At 66.5% G+C, this 19,072-nt stretch carries 15 protein-coding genes; 6 read left to right on the top strand and 9 right to left on the bottom strand.

Features of this window, described 5'->3' with window-relative positions:
• Window positions 1-195: 195 nt before the first annotated feature.
• The 8 genes from AC0I8G_RS15885 to AC0I8G_RS15850 all read right to left on the bottom strand — a co-directional run bounded on the left by AC0I8G_RS15885 (window position 196) and on the right by AC0I8G_RS15850 (window position 9,751).
• Window positions 196-1,584 (bottom strand): hypothetical protein, encoded by a 1,389-nt coding sequence (locus tag AC0I8G_RS15885; protein WP_471730791.1) that lies wholly within the window; start codon window positions 1,582-1,584, stop codon window positions 196-198.
• Window positions 1,585-2,106: 522 nt separating this feature from the next.
• Entirely contained in the window at window positions 2,107-2,796 is a 690-nt protein-coding gene (locus AC0I8G_RS15880; RefSeq protein WP_471730790.1) for a hypothetical protein, read from the bottom strand.
• 217 nt (window positions 2,797-3,013) lie between these two features.
• Entirely contained in the window at window positions 3,014-3,769 is a 756-nt protein-coding gene (locus AC0I8G_RS15875) for a hypothetical protein (RefSeq protein WP_471730789.1), read from the bottom strand.
• Window positions 3,770-4,036: 267 nt separating this feature from the next.
• Window positions 4,037-4,711, bottom strand: coding sequence for a hypothetical protein (locus tag AC0I8G_RS15870; protein ID WP_471730788.1), 675 nt, complete (start codon window positions 4,709-4,711; stop codon window positions 4,037-4,039).
• Between the two features lie 483 nt (window positions 4,712-5,194).
• Window positions 5,195-6,703, bottom strand: a complete 1,509-nt coding sequence (locus AC0I8G_RS15865) for an NAD(P)/FAD-dependent oxidoreductase (protein WP_471730787.1) — start codon at window positions 6,701-6,703, stop codon at window positions 5,195-5,197.
• A 72-nt stretch (window positions 6,704-6,775) separates the two neighbouring features.
• Window positions 6,776-8,245: a hypothetical protein gene (locus AC0I8G_RS15860; protein WP_471730786.1), complete on the bottom strand. Its 1,470-nt coding sequence runs from the start codon at window positions 8,243-8,245 to the stop codon at window positions 6,776-6,778.
• Window positions 8,229-8,843: a hypothetical protein gene (locus tag AC0I8G_RS15855; RefSeq protein WP_471730785.1), complete on the bottom strand. Its 615-nt coding sequence runs from the start codon at window positions 8,841-8,843 to the stop codon at window positions 8,229-8,231. Before AC0I8G_RS15855 ends, AC0I8G_RS15860 begins: the two co-directional genes overlap by 17 nt.
• A gap of 173 nt (window positions 8,844-9,016) precedes the next feature.
• Window positions 9,017-9,751, bottom strand: a complete 735-nt coding sequence (locus tag AC0I8G_RS15850) for a helix-turn-helix domain-containing protein (protein ID WP_471730784.1) — start codon at window positions 9,749-9,751, stop codon at window positions 9,017-9,019.
• A 590-nt stretch (window positions 9,752-10,341) separates the two neighbouring features.
• Between AC0I8G_RS15850 and AC0I8G_RS15845 the strand changes: the two genes are divergently transcribed.
• The 4 genes from AC0I8G_RS15845 to AC0I8G_RS15830 all read left to right on the top strand — a co-directional run bounded on the left by AC0I8G_RS15845 (window position 10,342) and on the right by AC0I8G_RS15830 (window position 13,200).
• Entirely contained in the window at window positions 10,342-10,989 is a 648-nt protein-coding gene (locus AC0I8G_RS15845) for a hypothetical protein (protein ID WP_471730783.1), read from the top strand.
• On the top strand, window positions 10,982-12,397 hold the full coding sequence (locus AC0I8G_RS15840) for a DUF6545 domain-containing protein (RefSeq protein ID WP_471730782.1): 1,416 nt from the start codon (window positions 10,982-10,984) through the stop codon (window positions 12,395-12,397). The genes AC0I8G_RS15845 and AC0I8G_RS15840 overlap by 8 nt, the downstream gene beginning before the upstream one ends.
• Window positions 12,398-12,627: 230 nt before the next feature.
• Complete coding sequence (locus AC0I8G_RS15835) at window positions 12,628-12,813, top strand: hypothetical protein (RefSeq protein WP_471730781.1); 186 nt, start codon at window positions 12,628-12,630, stop codon at window positions 12,811-12,813.
• A gap of 27 nt (window positions 12,814-12,840) precedes the next feature.
• The gene (locus tag AC0I8G_RS15830; RefSeq protein WP_471730780.1) at window positions 12,841-13,200 is read left to right on the top strand and encodes an oxygenase MpaB family protein; all 360 of its coding nucleotides are present in this window, start codon (window positions 12,841-12,843) and stop codon (window positions 13,198-13,200) included.
• A gap of 747 nt (window positions 13,201-13,947) precedes the next feature.
• Here AC0I8G_RS15830 and AC0I8G_RS15825 read toward each other — a convergent pair.
• A complete protein-coding gene (locus AC0I8G_RS15825; RefSeq protein ID WP_471730779.1) occupies window positions 13,948-16,332 on the bottom strand; it encodes a chromosome partitioning ATPase in 2,385 nt (794 codons plus the stop codon).
• A gap of 440 nt (window positions 16,333-16,772) precedes the next feature.
• Between AC0I8G_RS15825 and AC0I8G_RS15820 the strand changes: the two genes are divergently transcribed.
• Window positions 16,773-17,243, top strand: a complete 471-nt coding sequence (locus tag AC0I8G_RS15820) for a hypothetical protein (RefSeq protein ID WP_471730778.1) — start codon at window positions 16,773-16,775, stop codon at window positions 17,241-17,243.
• 207 nt (window positions 17,244-17,450) lie between these two features.
• On the top strand, window positions 17,451-18,143 hold the full coding sequence (locus tag AC0I8G_RS15815; RefSeq protein ID WP_471730777.1) for a hypothetical protein: 693 nt from the start codon (window positions 17,451-17,453) through the stop codon (window positions 18,141-18,143).
• Window positions 18,144-19,072: the final 929 nt, after the last annotated feature.

The raw sequence follows: 19,072 nt of genomic DNA, 5'->3' as shown, positions 1-19,072 counted from the left end.
TCCTCGCCAAGACCGCGGCGTCGCCAGCCGCTTCAGACCACGCACACCGCGGGTTGACCGTGAAGTCTTCAGCTGGTGATCTCTCATGCCCGTCGTGGGCGCGTTCTGTGACGCATCGGGACAGTGGTGCTCACGCAGGGCCACGCATCCTTTGCCGGCGCTTTTCCTATCTATTACTGACTAGCCTGCGGTCGGTTAGGTTTCCGATAACAGTATCCGCTTGAAGCGGTCCATATTTGCTAAAAAGTCCAAGAGGTACAGGTATGCAAGTAGAGGCAGGTCGTGCGGTAGTTCGCCATTATGTTCGGTCAACAAAGCATTGGACCGGTTGACGTTCTTACTATCATTACTGCCGTGCCCGTGCGTAGCATTTCGCAACACTTTGACGTATTGAGCCGCGGCCTCCTCCAGTGTAATGGTTTGAAGTCGGCCGTTACGTTCAAAGGTGACCCCTGGATTAGCTTGTTTGCGCTGAAGAAAGAAACCGCTCTGCAGTTCCTTCAGTGCCGCCACTCCGCGTTCCGCGCCCGGCAGCAAAACCTCCGCCGCCTCGCTGGGTAGCTGACCTTTCAATCTTTCTAGTGTATCTTTTGCATGCGTGAGCTGGCACGAATTGTCAATATTAACTCTTGCGAGCCTCTCAAAAGTATCAAGAGTTGTGTAGAGGAGAACTCGCCGGGCGTTCGCGTCCAAGTGATTCGCCTGAATTGACGCAACCCGCCTGAAGAACTGCTCGACAGATGACACGTAATGCACCTGACGAATAGCCGCATAGTCGCCATTCTCGTCAGTGAACGATGCCGGATTACTTAAAGTTCCAAGCAGTAGATTGATTTTATCTGACCACCAAGCAAGGGCACTGCGCCCAGCATTCGAAGAGATCGAGGGTCGGCCTACGGCTCTCTCTGCGCCTTGAGTCGGCAGTAGCTGTAGCAGCTGAGACCTTGATCCAGCCCCGTCCGCGATTGCTGCGCCAAGGTCGTAAACGATTGTGCCCGTGACGCGTGGGGCGTACGTTGCCCAAATATACGGGGACAAACATCCCAGCAGCGGACCCAAGTAGGCGTCGAGCAGAATTGAGCCGTTCGTCAGCCCTGCGGAAGAGGCAAAAATAGAATCCCCCGCTGCGTGCTCAGCTTTTAGACGTTGAGCGCCATCTAAGTCACGTTCCATGCGCAGCGATACCGACGCAAGCTTCATCCGCATTCCTAGCTCAGGTGAGCCGGAGATTACGGATACCCCACTCGCGGCAAATGGCCGCTGTCCGTCGCTAGTTTGAGCCTCCACGATGGCCTGGTGAACGCGTTCGATAGTGCCAGGAAGATCCTCGGGCGAGGATGCTGTGGTCTCTAGCATCCACAGGTGTAGATTCTCTACCAAATCTTCATTTGCAGCCTCAATGCGCCGTTTACCTATGAGCTCGGCTACATTGCCTAGGGGAGGTTCACGCCAGAAGTTCGGGGAACGCAGCCTGTTGACCCAGGAAAACCTGTCATTGTTCGTGCCGCCCCCTGTCAAGTGAACAAGTTGAATAAGCGAGGGGCGGATGTTGTTGTAGCTTTCACTCGCGCGAACGTTCCACACGTTCGGTTCGCTAGTTCGCTTCCCACGCAAGCCAGCCACCTCTAACAGCTTTCCGGGGTCACCGTTCCATGCCCAGTCAGGTAGTTTCATCCTGGCGGCAGAACCTCTGGATGACTTTGTCATTCGCGCTTCCCCGGCCTCGCCTCGACGCATTGCTCTCCCTTCACAAGCCCAGGTGGCCGACGGCGTTGCTGTCGTCAAACACGTCGCCGCGGCGGATGCAGCCGCGGGCGATGGACGTCGAGTCGGCTGGGCTCATGGCCGCAACGTAGCGGGCGAAGCCGTATCAGGCAGGCCTTGGCAGGGATCAACGATCTTGCGGAGATCGCCAAGAGCGTGAAGTTGTCGGCCGCTGCCGACCGCGCACCGCGGGATGACCGTGCCCTTAGCGCGCACCGCAAGACGTGCTGACAGCTGCCGCGGCATGCGGGTCTGCATCGACACCACAGCCATCTCCTCCCCCATCGGGCGGGCGCGTGATCAACGGTTTCCGCCTCGCCGATCCCGGCCTGTCAGGTGCGGTCAGGTGCGGTGACGACCCCGGTAGTCCGCAGGCCAGTCCGTGCGCTTGCGGAATGAGCGAGCCGCAGGCTTGAGCTGCCTCAGCCAGTCACCACGACGAGTGGCTGCACGACGCTCAGCTTTGCGCTTCGTGGCGGCTGCCCTCGCGATCGCCTCCTGCTGCTTCACGGCGCGTAGTGCGGCGTCCTCGGCCGCAGAGCGAAAGCCCCGGCGGAGGTCCAGAACGGTCCAGCCCGTCAACGTCAGCGCCGCTGCGGATCCCAGGAGAGTCAAGGCCAGGCCCAGCGACCGGTCGGTGTAGCCGGCCAAGCGCACGTTGGTGACGTCGAGGGGGTCGTAGGTGACCTGCACGACCTGCCCGACCCGCAGGTGTTCTGTGCGTGGCGGACAGTCCAGGAAGAGCAGGTCGCCGACGTCGGCGCGCACGTCGAAGGATGCGGACCTGCCGTCCAGAGGGCCGCAGGTGACATCGGTGACCACGGCAGAAGTCGTCACGCCACGGGTGCGGAGGTCGTCGTCGAGACTCAGGGTCAGCGTGCCCGCGCCAAGGCCCAGGAACGCTGTCCCCGCCAACCACAGCACGATGCCCTTGGCGTAGAACATCCGCGGGATGCGTGGGACGGGTTGGACGCGGGCGGTGGTGCGCTGAGTGCGTTCTGCTGCAGCAGGATCGGCCATGTCGATCTCCACCCTGGTCTGTGTGACCTCCACCTCGGTCGGTGCAGCACCTGCGGCAGGCTCAGATGCGCCGTGAGCGGTTCCATGATCTCACTGCGGGGCGGTGGTCGGGGTGGTGATGCCCCCGATCGGACGACGTCGGCAGGAGACGCCCATCGTCATCGATCACGATCGTGGAGGGCGCCCTGGCCGGAGGCCTCGGCGGGATGACCGGACGTTTCGGTGCGGATCAGGTGGGCCTCGGGTAGCCAATCGAGACGATGTCCTCGCCGAGCTGCGCCAGCGTCCGCTGGGGATTGAGCCGGCTCACCAGCTCCTCGCTCAGTGGCTGCAGCGCGAGGACGTGAGCGATGTCGTCACCCTCGAGTTCGGTCTCGTAGTAGTCCGCAGCGAAGCTGCGGTAAGCCTCAGGGGAGGTGCCGGGGTCGGCGTCGAACTCAGCCAGCAGCCACCCGCTGCCGTCGTCGAGGTCGGCGGGGACACTGCTGCGCAGCTGCACCGGGTGCCAGCGCTGCTCGCCTCCCAGGTAAGGGCCCCTCTCCGCGTCCGGTGCGAGGTGCAGCCACCAGCAGGCCAGGGTGAGCAGCGGTAGCTCCCCATCGGTGAAGGCCACTTCAGCAGCGGCACCGCGCAGCGGCCGAGGGACAGCGGCGAGCCAGTCGAGGTCGAAGGGTTCGCCGTAAGGGCTCATCGGGCTCTCGTGATCGAAGCCGCGCAACCACGCCCCGTCGGGGGTGAAGGTGATCGACCAGGAGTTACCAGAGCCGTCGTCCATCGACGCCAGTTGCTCTATGGGGCTCCAAGAGGCGTCGAAGGAGTAGTAGCGGTCGGTGGGGTCCTCGGCCTGGATCGCGTCCAGCATTGCTAGGCCCCGGCAGTGCTGGCGCAGCTCCTGCGGGTTCGGTAGCCGGCGGGCGAGCTGGACTACGCCGGCGGGCAGCGTGGTCGTCTCGAGGGGTTGGGTGTGTCGGCGTGGCCACCTCATCGCGCCAGCATGTCGCAGCCGGGTGCGGGGGGGGGTGCTCTTTCAGCGGCACCAGCGGCTTGGCCCTGGTCATGACGCTCCTGTTCCTCGACTGCGACCGGGTGCTGTCAGGTGCAGGTAGGCAAGATCCGTCGAGTTGTGACCACCGGTGGTGCACCAGACTCACCCACGCAGTCTTGAGAGGCTCCGACACCTTCGACGGATCGTGAGGACACGGGTCTGGCACGTGCGGTTGGTCCAGGTCCACCTTCGACGGTCAGGACCACTTCAGAAAGGCCGCGCCGGGGTGGCGCCGGGTGCAGTTGAGTCAGCTGGGGTGCTACGAGCGGTGTGGCGTGCTGCGGACACTCGCTCACGCAGCCGACTGAAGTTGTAGCGCAGGGTCCGCCGCAACGGATGAGTAGCTTCGGCGGCGAGCGCAGTCTGGTAGTCGCCCAGAGGTACCCAGCCAATCCAGGCCTGACCGACAGCGACGTGGCTGAGACTGGGCTGCTCCCCTGCTGCTGCGGCGACCTGAAACCAATCCAAATCGCCACTGATCAGATTGACACCCCCGAACGCCCGGGTTTGGCGCTGAAACTCACTCCAGCTACCGCCCGGCACCGACAGCGGTGCCTGCAGGGACGCGTGGACAGCCCACCGGGTGCCACCAGGTCGTGCGGGAACCGGCATCTGCAGGAAGCCCAGGGCGTCGATGGGGACACGACGACCCGAGGACGTCTTGAACAGGGTCATGGATTCGGGATCGTCGGGGCGGTGATCCACACGCAGTTCGGCGATTTCCGGGATCGCCCGCTCGTGGAGATCAGCGGTGATGGAGTCGAAGTCCAAGCGCGCCAGGTCCGATTCCCGGACCTGCAGCGTCTCCCACTTGGTGAGGACCGTAGGCCTGGTCAGGTCCCAGGTACCGGAGGGCAAGGCCGCCCATGTCGTGGGAGTCATGTCGTCACCGTCATCATCCGCTCGTGCCTGTTTACCCGTGAGGTGGGTGTGTGGGGTGTCGTGTCTATGGAGCGTCGACAGGGACGGTAGCCGACGCCCACCCGGCAGCCTGGTCTGCTCGTAGGTCGCGCCTGCTTGGACGTGAACCCACCGAGGCCCCGATCAGGTTGGGATGCAACAGCATCACTGGCCGGGGTCATGAGGTGGTTACGGCTTGAATAACGTCCGCGGCGTGCATGTCGTCGTGCATTGCCAGCCTGGCCACTTCGGTGCCCCATGCACTGACGACGACCTCCGTCGGCCTGGTTCGGTCCGGTCCTTGCAGGAACTGGCGGTCTTGGGAGGTGGCCATGGTTGCCGAGTCGCTTCCTGTGGGCAGCAGAGCGTCACAGGTCAGTTGTGCGAGCGGATGACCTCGCGGCGGGCCTGATTCGTCGATCGAAGGTCAGTCCAGCCTTCCCACCGTTAGATCCGCAGACCCCATCACGCCCCGCTCCCTGCCTTGACGCCGCCCGCCCGCGCTGAGGAGTCGAGATCCCGATGGGCGGTGTGGTCGCTGACGATGGGGTAAGAGCTGAGCGTGGGGGTCGTCGTGGGCGCCTGCATGCGGCGTGGGCGCAGACGTGAGCGCAGTGAGGCCACCAGAAGGGGTGGGGTGAACAGCACGATCGGGTGCGACATCAGGTGCGTGACGGCCTGCAGAACGTCTGCTGCCCGCGCGTCGCCGGCGCCGGCCAGGCGAGCGACCTCCGCCCCCCACCAGCCAACGACTGCCTCGACGGGTCGCGCTCGTTGCGGGGTGGTGAGCAGTTGACGGTCCTGGGAGGTGGCCATCGTCCAGGGCAGATTCGCCGAACGCGCGAGGCTTCGCTGCAGGCGAGGGGTGTTCAGGTTGCCGTGTTGTGCCTTCTTGAAGGCTCGCTCCAGCAGCCGCCCCTGGCAAGCGGCCACGGTGATACCGCTGCCGTAGACGGGGTTCAGCGCGCACAAGGCGTCCCCGACGACGATGAGCCCGCTAGGCCAGCGCCGGCCGCGGCCATAGTGGTGGCGGACGTTGGCGGTCTGGCGGTGGACGACCACATCGCTGACGGGAGTCATGTCCTTGACCATGTCCAGCGCCATCGGGTCCGGCAGCTTGGCCAGGTGCTCCATGAACTCATCGCCATCGCGGCCCGGGCGATGGTCACCTCGTCCCACCGAGGTGACCTGCCAGTACCCGTCCTCGATAGGACTCACGATGCACCCGCGACTCTGCTTCGCCGAAACCAGCATGAGCACGCCGGGGCCGGGAGGACGAGAGCTGGTGAAGCGCCGGGTCGCGTAGCCGACACGGGCATCGATCGTGGTCGTCGCTACCGGCGGCACACCCAGTTGCTTCAGCCACGTGGGGAGTCGGGAGGAGCGCCCCGAGGCGTCGATGACCAGGTCGGCGACGAGGGCGTCGGAGTGGTCGCTGGAGTGGTCGTCCTGCGTCGTCGAGGCGTTGTCCGGCGTCAAGGGACTGTCCGTCGAGGCGTTATCGGTCGACTGCAACTGCAGAGTCCAGGTGCCCGAGGAGTTCTGGCGCAGCGCCTGCACACGCCGTTGCTGAAGCACCTGCACGTTGGGCAGGGCCAGAACTCGCTTCCTGATCACGTGTTCCAGCAGCGTCCTGGAGGAACAGACCAGGGGAAACCCGTAGTCCCCGCGGGGCGCCCAGCCGTCGGCGCTGAGCAGGGCCATGAGCCCGACCTTGAACTCCGGGGCGCCGCGCTGGATGAGCTCGTCATGCAGGCCGGGGAGGAGATGTTCGGCTGAGACCAGACCGCGGTGCAGGAGGATATGGGTCTGATCGCTCTGCGGAACGCCTCCGCGCGGTTGGGGTGTGGTCGGGATGCCGTCACGTTCGATGATCGTGACGTGGTGCCCCGAGGCGGCGGCGGCAGCGGCAGCGAACAAGCCGGCGAAGCTGGCACCGATGACGCTGACGTTCAGAGGCTTGACCTTGTTCACTGGTCCCCATCGATTCTGGTGAGTAGGCGGTCGTTTCTGTGCGTGCGCGTTCTCACTCGTTCTCGTTCGATCTCACTCGATCATCGCCACGAAGCCTGCGGTTCCAGCTTCCTGGACCTCGGGGCTACGCAGAGCCCGCCACAGCAGACGCAAGTAGGCCACGGCTTCGTCGACATCGCGCGGGCTGACGGTCAAGATCGGGGTCACCGACCGGGGGCGCGCGCCCTCGTCTCCACTGGCCAGGCGATCGAGGTGGAGCTGAATCGCCGCACTGGCGCAGGCAGCATCAGCTCGCGCCGTGGACTGCAACGGGCCTTCGGTGATCCGCCGCCACCACCGCCCAGCCGAGGAGGGGGCGAAACCGCCCACCACCGACAGGACAGCCCGAGCAAGGCTGGCGGCAGGACGACCCAGGCGCCGACGCAGGAAGGACGGCTGCTCCAGTCGCAGTAGTTGCTCGACGCGGCTGCGTGCCGTGGGGCTGAGGTCGTCGGCGGCCTGGACCAGAGCGTCCATGATCTCGCTGGCCATCCGGGCTCGCTGCGCGTACAGCTCATCGCGCTCGGACTGGGTCCTCTGATCGGCCTCCGGCTCGTAGGCGGTGCGGTACACGCCCTGCAGCAGCCGCCAGGGAGCGCGTAGCGCGATGACGTCCTCACGCCACAACTGCATGAACACGCGGGTGCTGCGAGCGCGGACGGTGTCGACGATCGGGGCGACGCAGCAGCCGAGGATGAGCAGGGTGGGTGTGAGCACCTGGCAGGCGAGCTGGGCGATGGCTGCTTCCTGCTCGGTCCACATCGGTTTCCCGCGCATCCAGGTGAACGCCTGCACGCTCTGGATCAAGACGGTGCCTTGAGCGATGACCGCTCCGGTCGCCACGAGGCGAAGACTCAACCGGACGGCGGGTTCACGCTCGCGTCGCGCCTCCCGCCAGCACAGTACGGAGAGGAGGGCGCCCACGAACGGGCCGTAGATCTGGGCTCCGAGGGCGGCGATGAATCCGGCGACGTGGGGGGAGTAGTAGGTGACGTACTCATCGAGGGCGCCGGTGCGCGGCACCGGGGCCTGGAAGAACCACGGCGCGATGGTGAGCAACGAGCAGGCCGCGAAGGCGCCATGGTTGGCGAAGAGGAGGCGGGCGGTCCACCGACCGGTGCGCTGAGGTGGTTGGACGGTGTGGATGATCGCGTCGGCGGCGTTCATGCCGGCCCACATGAGCACGACGGTCCCGATGATCCAGGGCACTCCCGGGGCGGTGACGCCTTCGAGCCACCACACGAGGGGCCTGATGCTGAAGAACGCTGCCACCGTCAGGCCGACGACGGCGAACCACTGAGCGCGCTGGGCCTTGCGCCCGATCGCGGCGAGGTCGTCTGTGCTGCGAGCGGCACTGGGGCTGGGCTGGGCCAGGCGCAGGGCCCGCAGCTGCGCAGGGGTCAGGTTGCCGGTGAGCAGGTCTCGCAGAGCGAAGGCAGCCACCGCGCCCAGCAGACAGGTGGCAGCGGGAGCCCAGCCGATGACTTCAGCTAGTCGGCTCATGCGTTGTTCCTCGTCGAGCCAGGACCAAACCCAGACCGGAGGCCGGTGGCAGTTCCTTCTGCTGCATCCACGGAGCCATGTAGTGCTGGAGCAGGCCGGCGGTCAGTTCGACTTCGCGCTCTTCCTCATCGTCCACGTTGCAGCGGAACTGCTGGTAACCCCCGGCGTGCTCGAGACCATCGGGCCCAGGTGAGATCAGACGCGCCTGGACGCTGAGTTGGTGGTGGGGCCGCACGATCAGGTGCCCCAGCTCGTGAAGGAGGAGGCGCCGCCCGCGCATGGACTTCTTGTGGTCCTCGGCGAGCAGGATCAGGATGCTGCGCCGGGCCGGCGCGCGGTCGACCCAGGCCGACACCTCTGCGGGCATGTGCAGAAGACGGCCGTGACGACCCCGCTGAGTGATCTTGATGGGGCGTCCCTCCTGCTTGCGCAGGACGATCAGCAGGCGGCGCAGGGAGGTGCCGGGCCGGATGCCCAAGCGTTCCAGGCGTTCGACACAGCGCTGAACGCGCGCGGTGTCGCTGACGTCGGTCCTCTCCCGCAGCGCGGAGGTAGACCGTTGCGGCTCCTGGCTCATCAGCTCGTTCACGACCTTCATCCCTCCCAGACCTCCAGCCACGCCACGTCATGCCGTGTCGTGCAACGACCACTTCGCGTCGAGGTGCCCGTGCTCACTCCGTCTTTGCGCGGGCACATCCTTGCACCGTTGCGTGAGCAGAACAGCTCTAGAACTTCAATCATCAATCAGGTGCCGGGACGTGCTACGCCGAACTATCTCGGCGCAGCGCCCGGATCCGGAAGCGCATCACCCTCATCCCGAAGGGCCCCGTCGATCAACGCGTTGATCATGTTCAACTCACGGGCGCTGAGGTTTCGCGCTCGCATGGCCAGGCTGGCGATACGTTCATTATCCAGAGCATCAACGGCGTGCAGCTTACGGTTGATGCGCTCCAGTTCCTCGTCACTTTCGAAGAAGTATCCGGGCCAGACCCTGAAGATTCGCGCTAGACACTCGAGCTGCTGCTTTGTTGGATTATCCTTGATCCCGCGCCGTAAATCATGCAGGAAGCCGACCGAAAGGGGAACGCCTTGAGCTTTCGCGGCGGCACTGACCTGCCGCATGCTCCAAGGCTGCCCGTCGTCGCGCACACGGAGGTTGAACAGGTACTCCAGGCGGGCCGCGAGATCGACCATCGCGTCCTGAGGGTGCGCGCGCTCCGAGGACCTCTGCAGGTTCAGCGAATCATCATCGACAGACCCATGACCCACTGTCGCTAGGGATTCTCCACCCACGCCAGCGAAGGGCTCTTCGGACGACTCGACTGGCGCACTGCTGCTCGTCACTGCATTTCCTTCGGGAAGGGGGTCGAAGAAGAATCCAGCCTTGACGCCGAAGAAGGCCGCGAGGGTTCGCAGAGTGTCAGCACTCGGATTCCTTTTCGTGCCGATGCGCAAGGCGTTGATGTAGGCGGCACTTACGCCCTTGGTGTTGATCTCAGCCGCCACGCGCTCGACAGTGACCGGATTTCCCTCCCCATCACGGTGCGTACGCAGAAGATGGTCTAGGGCACGAGCAATCGTTGGTCGGTCTTGGTCATCCCCGCGTTGTTCCACTGCTCTCCCCCACCATCACGACTCCCCCACCGGCACCCACTACCAGCGGCATCCGTTCCTGCGGCCTAGATCCTGCCTCCACGACACCATCCGGGCCGGGCCCGGTCCGCACCCACCGCCTCGCCTGGTCACCTCGAGCGAGGCGGGTACGGCGGCCCACCCGGCGATCCGGGAGGTCGGGCGACTGTAGCGACAGCATCGGTCGACTCCTCTCGTGACGTTCGCAGTGCGGACAGTCGGGCTAGGCGTGTGCTCCGAGGCATGCTTTCATAGCGCCGTGAGCCGCGGTACTGGGACGCCAGGTATCGATCCAGGACCTTCACGGTCCATGAGCTAGTACCGGTAGTTGCGTACTTGACCACTCGATGAGCCAGGCAACCCGACCTGAGACTGACCGACCTGAGACTGACCGGCACGACACCACGTTGCCTACCCGCACGACCAAAAGCTCAAGCGGGAACGTCAGGAAGGAGCACAGCATCGTGTCGCTGCCCACGGCGTTGCCCCACCCTTCGACGACGCCGGCAGACAAGACGACTCCAGAGACCGCGACTGCAGGGTCGAGGATCCTGGGCCCCCTCCAGCTCCTCGCTCCCCAGGACAGCGAGACGGGACCGGGCGAGTTCACCCTCGACAGCGGTGTGGCCCAGCAGTGCCGGCAGATGGTCGCCTCCATCCAGCTCCCTCGGCCGCTGACGATGCGCAACCTCATCCAGTCCGTGGCCGCCCAGCTCGGCGTGCGCATCCGCGCGCACCAGCAGTCCCTCACCGACCCCGAAGTCTCAGGACTCATCGCCCAGAAGAAGTCCGGCCTGATCATCGTGAGCTGGCCCCAGGACTACGAGAAGACCCACCCCTGGTGGACAGCCCTGTGCGTGGGTCACGAACTGGGTCACCTGATGTGCAACCACCTGGCCAGGAAGGCGCAGTACAGCCGCTGCCAGATCGGCGTGAGCGTCGCCGACAACGCCGACGAAGCTGCAGCCGAATACTTCGGCACCCTGCTCGCTGAACGCATCGAAGCGCAGGCGACCACGACCGCTCGTCGGCGCGTGATCGATCTGCGTGAACGCGACGAACTCGACCGTGACGGCGTGGCCGGCAACTTCACCCGGCTGCTGCGTGGGTGACCTGAGCGGAGTCAGCCTGACCGGGACCGTCTCGATCCTGGCGGTCACGGCTCTTGCCACCTGGCTGTGCGCCGACACCTATCGCGCGCGCACCCAGGGCATCCGAGAACAGCGCCGCCGTGCCCAACCAGCGGGCGAGGAGTACCGCGGCCACCCTCGTCCTGAGAAGCAGCCCGACACCGATGACCGCCAAGCCCGGCACATGCTCTGGTGGACCGTGGGTTGCCTGACGTTGGGAGCCCTCGCCCAGACCGCTCCGGTCAGCACCCTCATCGATCGCGCCCATCCCGGGTGGAGCAAGGCCGTCCTGCACCTCTTCGGCGCGCTGGCCGCTGGATGCCTCCTGCAGCTGCTGCGTCTCCTGCTGGGGCTGTGCCCCCGGCGTCGTCGCTGGCTGAACGGCGCCATGGTCATCACTGCCCTGCTGGTGGTCACACCCCTCGTGCTCGACCCTCCACGGACACCGCACCTGTTCGAGCCCACCTGGGCCGCGCTCGTGCACTGGCTCGCCTCACTGGGCCTGCTGTCCTGGTCCTTGGGCGCAACGTCCATCGCGTGCTTCGCCATCGCCGCGCAAGCCGAGGCCCGCGCCGCCGGGGTCGGCATGCGCCTGGTCGCCGTCGGTTGCCTGATTGGTCTGGGCTACGTCGCGACCTGCCTGATCCTGCTGGCCTACACCGTCATCACCGGCGAAACGCCACCCCTCGCCCACGGCAGAGGTCTGGACGTGACGCTGCAGCAGCTCGCCGAGGTCGTCATCGTCACCGGTCTCGTGTGGACCAGCCTCGACCGTCTTCTGCAGCGCATGCTCCGCCGGAAACAAGACCCCAGGCGAGGACGAGCCGGTCAAGGCCACCGCCGACGCCAGCTCCTCGAGCACCCACGACTGCTCCTAGGCCGGCGTCACCAAGAGCGCCTCCACCAACAACTACTGCTCGAGCTGGAAGACGTACGCCCGTGGTGGTCGGCGCTGGCGCGGTCGATGCCGCAGCTGGTCCACTTCCCCCAGCAGACCGCAGCCGCGCCGAAGAACGCCACCGACGCCGGCTTCCAGCGTCGGCGCATGATGTCGGAGATCCACGACATCGAACGGATCGCGGTGGCCTACGTCGACCACGAGGACCAAGAACAGATCCGCTCACTGGCTCTCACCCACGGCCTACGCACCGGCCCCCAGCTCGACACCGTCATCTGGCAGGCCTGCATGCTCCTCGGCCTCGAGCGGTACCGCGCCCACGCACCACGCAAGAGCCTTCCCCTCGATGTGCCCGTCCCGCGCGGGGCCAGCCTGGCTGAAGCCACCACCATGCTCAGTCAGGCCCTACACGGCGTACACCCGCTGCGCGAGCAACTCCTCCACGTCCTGCACGACAACGCGCTGATCAGATCCGCGAGGTCACGAGCGTGAACACGTCTCAGCCCCCCACTCCGATGTCCCCGCAACCACCTCCCCCCGAGAGCACTCCAACCCCGCCGAGCGATCGGCAACCCGCCGCCACCTCATCCCCGCAGGTGCTGAGCCCGCAGCGACTCGCCGAAGTCAACGAGGTCTAGCGCCACCTGGCGCTCGCGGAGTTCGCCGCACAGAGCCGCATCGGCTTCCACCTGGCCTACCTGCGCACCTTCGCGTCCCCGCGCGTGGCCGGCTTGCTCAGCCACACCGGGCAGATGCAGGAGGAACCGCGGCGCCGAGGCAGCGACACCGGCCTCTTCATGTACGAGCTGATCCACCACGGCCTGGGCAGCGAGGTGGGCGAGGAGGTGGTGCGACGGCTCAACGCGATGCACCACCGCTTCTCCATCCGCAACGACGACTACCTCTGAATCCTGGGGACCTTCGTGGTCCTCGGGGTGCGCACGATCCGCCGCTTCGGGTGGCGGGAGCTGAGTAGCGCGGAGGTAGAGGCCAGCATGGACTGGTACCGCGAACTCGGCGCTCGCATGGGCCTGTCCGACATCCCGACGACGTTCGAGGAGTTCGACCGCTGGTTCAGCGACTACGAGCAGACGCAGCTGCGCTTATCCCCCGCCGGCCGACGACTCATCACCGCCACCCTCGACACCGTCTTCGACCCCGTGCCGCGACCGCTACGTCCCTTGGCGATCCGGGCTACGGCGGTGCTGCTGGAAGAACCGGTCCGGTCATCACTGGGGTTCTTCGCACCGGGGCCCATCGTGGCGATGGGGGTGCAGGCACTGTTCCGGTGGTGAGCACTGCGTCGGCGGCGGCAGTCGACACCTCCAAGCTGGTTCGTGCCGGGGCAGCGACCAGCGTTTGCCCGCAACGGTACGAACTCGACGACCTGGGACCACGCGAGAAATGATCCCGACGCGCAAGCCCCGGGACCTGGCACCCGTCGCCCCACCTCGCCGTACGACACGAGGGAGACCCGGTTCTCGACATCAGGGGTGACAATTTGTCACCCCTGACACGCCCGTCCCCTAACAATACAAATTGAGCATGTCAGGGGTGTGGCTTTGGGTGAGCGCCGGCTCGGAGATGACACGGCCGTGGCCCCGGTTGCGCGGAGGTGGCGGGTGCCTGACTCCTCGACTCCCACCGCGGCGAACCTGATCGCCGATCTGCACGCCTACGGACTCAGCGTCAGCGAGATCGCGCATAAGCTCGGCCACCCCCCCCGCATGATCCGTAAAGTCGTGCAGGGGCAGAGCAGCGGGCAGTTGTGCGTCCCCGCCCTGAACGAGCTGGTTCAGACCGGGCAGCCTGAACATCGTCGGGGTCGAGGCAACGCTCCACTGACTGCTCGGGTCTCTACGCCGGCTCACCGACTGGGGTGTGGTGTGCGGCTTCGATGTGAGAGTCCTGCGGATCGCCGGGACCGGCGCGGTCCCGTCACCAGGCCGCCGAACGCGAACGAAACCTGCGGATGACGCCAGTGCGCCCCGCTCACCGAGGTGGTGGGCGGGGCGCAGGCTGAGGTAGATGCTCGGTGAGCTTCAGCTGCCTTGGTAGTGCGGGAGTTCAGCGAAGGCGGATGGTGCCGGGGCCTCTACACCGTTGCGCCGTCCTCGACCGCGCTTGATCTTGGCGGACACCGCGGGCGTCGTTAGCGTGGCAGCCGTGTTGATCGTCGAAAGCGGCGCACGACCGTCCGCCCCTGCGCCTTCCGGCGTCTTCTGCCGGTCGAGTGCGGGCCGGAATCCGTTGGCCAGGAAGCCGGCGATGCGCCGGTACGCCTCGTTCACGTCGCTGTCCAGGGTTTCGTAGTCGACGTGCACGCCGTCAGCGAGACGCGCCGAGTACGGAATGAGAACCGTCGCCCGGCAGCGTTTCTGGAAGTGGCTAATGAGAGTTTCGACGTGCACTCCCCCGTTACGGACCACCTTCGCCAGTGCCCCGTCCTTGGTCGTACGGGTGACCACGGCGACGACGGCTTCGCGGGCGAGCCGCTCGTGGCCCAGTTCCTCCAACCGGTCCAAGACCTTCCGGCTGCGGTCGACGGCGTCCATGCTGGTTCCAGTGACCACCACGACGTCGGTTGCGGTCTGCAACACCTCCGGCATGTCGCGCAAGCCGGAGCTGCCCAGGTCGGTGATGACGACATCGTGGAACTTGCTGAGGAGTTCGAGGGCGTCGTGGTGCTGCTGGGCGGTGTACGTCCGGGCGTGGTCGGCGCTGTAGATGTCCAGCCGCTTGGCGCTGCGGGCGTAGCGGCGCAGTTCGACGACGGAGTCCACGGCACTGTGCTGGTGGTTGTCCAGCAAGTCCTGCAGGAACCGGTCGGCGGGGGTGGCGAAGCGGTCCGCCAAGTTGCCGGCCGTCTGGTCGGCGTCGATGACCGCGACGCGGTCGTCCCGGTGCTCGGCGAACTGCAAGCCGATGGCACCGGTGGTCAAGGTCTTACCCACTCCCGTCCCGTACGCCAGGACGACGATGTGCCGGTTGCCGTTCAGCGGAGTCCGGACTCGGTAGATCTCGTGGTCGCGTTCGGCCTGGCGCGCGCTCGGAGACGGCTGGACTCGCCCGAGGGTCAACTTCAGGACTGCACTGCGCCATCCCCCATCAGGGACGGCGTGCACCGGAGAGAGGACGGGCGCCGCGTCACGCAGCTCAGCGTCGCGGACCTGCCGCACGAAGGTGGCGGTGTCGAGAGCAGCCCCGGGAACCAAGTGCTGAAGTGCTGTGACCTCACGACCCGCGGCGCTGATCGTTGTCTCGCTGGCCATCACCTCCGTGGCCACGGCGGGTGCAGCACTCCCCTCCGGCTCATCGGTGGCGGGCATGGACGGGGTCGCACTCACCCCATCGTGGGTCTTCGGTAGGTCGAGGGAAGGTGTCGAGAGCATGGGGGCGCCGGCTGCATCCGTGACCTGGGGAGCGGCAGAACTCTCAGCCGGTGCGGCCGGGGCGGTCTCCGTGGGCTCTTCGACGTCGCGGGCAGGACCCGAGATGGGTGAGGTGGGGGCAGAGGTGGGCTGTGTGCGCGCCTGAGCCGGCATCAGCGTCGTCCCCTGCCAGACATAGAGGGGGGCCGGCGGGAGGGGGGCCGGCTCCGCCATCTCGCTCTCCAAGGGCGCGAGCGGGGATGCGATGGGCTGCTCCGGGAGGGTGGCTGCGGAGGCGACAGGTGCCCGACCTCGTCGCGCTCGTGTCCGGGAGACGGGCAGGCTTTCCGCGGCGAGAGTGCTCGCCTCGTCCTGCGCACCATCCGCCGCCTCGAGCAACAGCTCAGGCGAGTGGGGGGAGTCCAGCTCGTCGCGCGGTGAGGCGCTGGTCTCTTCAGTGGGGTCAGAGCCTCGTGTCCCGGCGGCGGGGGCGGACTCCTGGCTGGATGCACCGTCCGAGACCTCGACCTCGTCGTTGACCTTCACCACCATGAGGTCGTCCTCCGTCGGAGGCAGGGCGCCAGAGCCTGCGGCGGCGTGGGTCGAAGCAACTGCTTCCACCGTGACCGCCGGGGACTCGTCGCGGCTGGTGATGACGCCGGAAGCATGATCATCGGCGGCGGGGTCATGGGATCTGTCGGGCTGACCCTCGTCGTCACTGAGCACCGAGGCGAGCAGCTCGTCGTACTCATCGTGCCCGGCGTCGGACGCCCTCCATGCCTCAGCGAAGGACCGTGACGGCTGCGGCAAGGCCTCCTCCATCGGCAACGCGACACCGGTCGTGGCCTCGGGTGCCCCCGACGCAGCGTCGGCGCCTGGCTTGCCAGCCGTCTCCCCCGGGCTTGCCCCGTCCTGGCTCGCCACTGGACGCAGCGACGTGCCGCGTCGGAGACGTCGGACCGGACGCTCAGGGCGCACCCGTGCTGGCGTTCGCTGTTCAGCGACGGTGACGGTGATCGGGTCGATCTCGGTGGTGACGTTGCTCGAGTGGTTCATGGTGACCTTCGCTTCAGAGACGGCGACCGGAGCAGATCGTGTGCAGCACAGACGGTGACAGTCACGCTAGGTACATCAGGGTTGACGCGGACACAGCCACCATTACCCCCACAGTGTAATGGGAAGCGTCCTTCGGCACATGAGGCTGTGCACAGCCCCCACGACAGCGGCCCCCACCCCCGACCGCCGGCCACCACGGCTCTGCACGCTGCCCTTCAGCGCTCACCTCCCAGACCCTCGACGACACAGCGACCCCGACCCATCACGAAGCGCGCAGAAGTGCCGCGGGGGCGTAGACGAAGAAGTCAGCAGGTCACGTTGTGAGTACGGCAGCGGACCGCGGACACCCTCACCCGATACCCTCACTCCGGCGCACGAGGACACAGAGCGAGCAACGAGACAACGAACGACGGCTGACGATCACAACCCGGGGGGCGTACATGAGCGAGGAAGCCGTGACGCCTGACGGACCCGCCGCACAGCCGGCACCCACCGAGGACCGCTCAGCGGGCCGACGCAACGACCTCATCATCCAGCGGATCAGCCAACTCTTGAACAGTCCTCACCCCGAGACCGGCACCGTGCTGCAGGGCAAGGAAGTCACAGCTCGCGCTCAACAGCACAACCAAAGCCTCAGCACCAGCTACGTCCTCGGACTGCGCTCAGCTGCCCGCGGAGTCCCCAGCGTGCACGTACTGCAACTACTGGCCGACATCTACGGCGTGAACCTCAACTTCTTCGCCTCCCAGCGCAGCCCCGACGACTTCCGCGCCGACATGAAGCTGCAAGCCGTGCTCGACGACCACGAAGCCCGCTCCCTGTTTCTCCGAGCCGCCGACCTCACTGCTCCCGCCAAAGAGAACCTGGCGGCCATCATCGAAGACATGCTCCGCGAAACTCCCGACGAGTAGACCCGCTCCCCCTTCAACCGGCTCCACCGTCGCGGTCCATCTCTCGACCCATCGCCAACGCTCCCTCTCGACCACCGCAGCGTTGTCCACAAGACGCGGCGACCTCGAACTCCATCTGCGCTCGCGACCTAGAGTGAACTCACCCTTCGACCGGACAGCGACCCGGGAGAACGGTGACCCACCAGTCACTCGCGAGAGGCATCGACCATGCCCACCGACCCTCACAACTCCCCGCGCGCCCTGGCCCTCGGCGCAGGACAGCAGGCACCTTCGAGTCGTCGACCCCTCCTGGTCACAACTCACGACACCGCACGCCTGACCTACCGCCACCTCACCGCGCAGTGGCCCGAGACCTCGTTCCTGGTCAACGCCACCACCTCAACGATCACCGTGCGAGAAGCGTTGCGTCGCAAGCTGAGCACCAAGCAACGCCGTGAGCTGGGCACTGCGGAACCAGAGTGCGCTCACGTTCGCGTCGGATGGACCGACGGCCCTACCGTCTCCGCCGTCTCCGCCACCTGCTCCCTGTTCCACGGCGCGGATTTCCACCCCGCACTCGGCCGATGGATAGCGCAGGAGAGTTTGCTGGCACTGCCCACCCGTGACGGGTACTGGCCGGTTCCCGCCCTGGTGCAGTACGACGCCGGCAGCGCCCAGCTGCACCGCGCCCTCAGCCCGAGCTACCGCCGCGATCTGCTGCACTGCGCGCAGGCGTTCGGGTTCAGTGGCACCGGTGGCCTGCTCACCACTCCCTGGGGCCTCACGGTCGATCACCCCAAGCCGGTCGCCGACCTCCTCTCCACCCTTCTGCCCCGCCGCGCTGCTCACGATGGAGCCCAGCTGTCAGACCCGATCGCACGCCGCGACTTCGTACTGAGCGTTCTGGAGCTCTCGCAGTGATGGTGACGGCCTGGCACGGACGCCCAGCATCATCACCGTCGTCTCCACCAGGAGCAGCAGAACACGCGGTCGACCTCGAGGCGGTCCTGTCTGAGCTGCTGAGCCGGGTAGTGGTGAAACACCGATGCGCGAGCGACCTGCCGCCAGGGTCGGTCCGACTCGACCTCGATCACGGCGACAATGCGAGCCAGCAGCGCGTCTCCCGCTTGCTGGTCACTGCGACGCCTTCGAGCGCGATCAGCCATGCGGAGCCCGCGCCAGCCACCACGACCGGGGATGCGCAGTGGCGAGCCCACCAGCTGCGACTGCTGACGGCCGCCGTCGCTCAGGCAGTGGACCTCATCGTCTACCTCCCTGAAGGCACCAGCGCCTTGCGTTCCCTACTGGAACCGAGCATGAGCAGCGACCGCTACGCGCGACTGCGCCCCTCCCCCCGTCAGCTCGACCTTGCAGCACGCTGCTTGCGCGAAGCCGGCGCTCGCGGCTCCATGCTCGACCACGCACTCCTGCCCCTGGTACTGCCTGGCGCTGAGCGAGGACTGTGGTCCATCGGTCAGCCCGTGGAGCCCGTGGGGGCGTGCTGGCTGGCTGACCCTCGGGTTGGGGTGGACACGTCGGCCTACAGCTTGGCTCTGCACCAGGCACGACAGGCTGGTCACGAGCAGCTGCACGGGCGCACGGGGGCCGTGGTGCTCGTCGACGTCGACGCACACGGTTGGTGGCAGGTGGTCGCCGACCCGCTCGGGTCGGCTGTGGGGCAAGGCGTCGGGGACGGGCGGGGACGGGCCATGGCGGCTGGTGGCCTGCGCTCCGCCGGTCCTGCTGGCCCCTAAGATCGGCGATGGTGATGGTGGGACCGGCGGGGGTGCGAGTCGGTGCTCGATGGCTTACTGGTTGGCCTCGAGGACGGGCGAAGCGCAGCATCCGAT

It is taken from the genome of Kineococcus sp. AC630 (genome assembly GCF_979255925.1).
The sequence above is the reverse complement of the archived record's forward strand: the minus strand, read 5'-3'. Positions and strand labels throughout refer to the sequence as shown.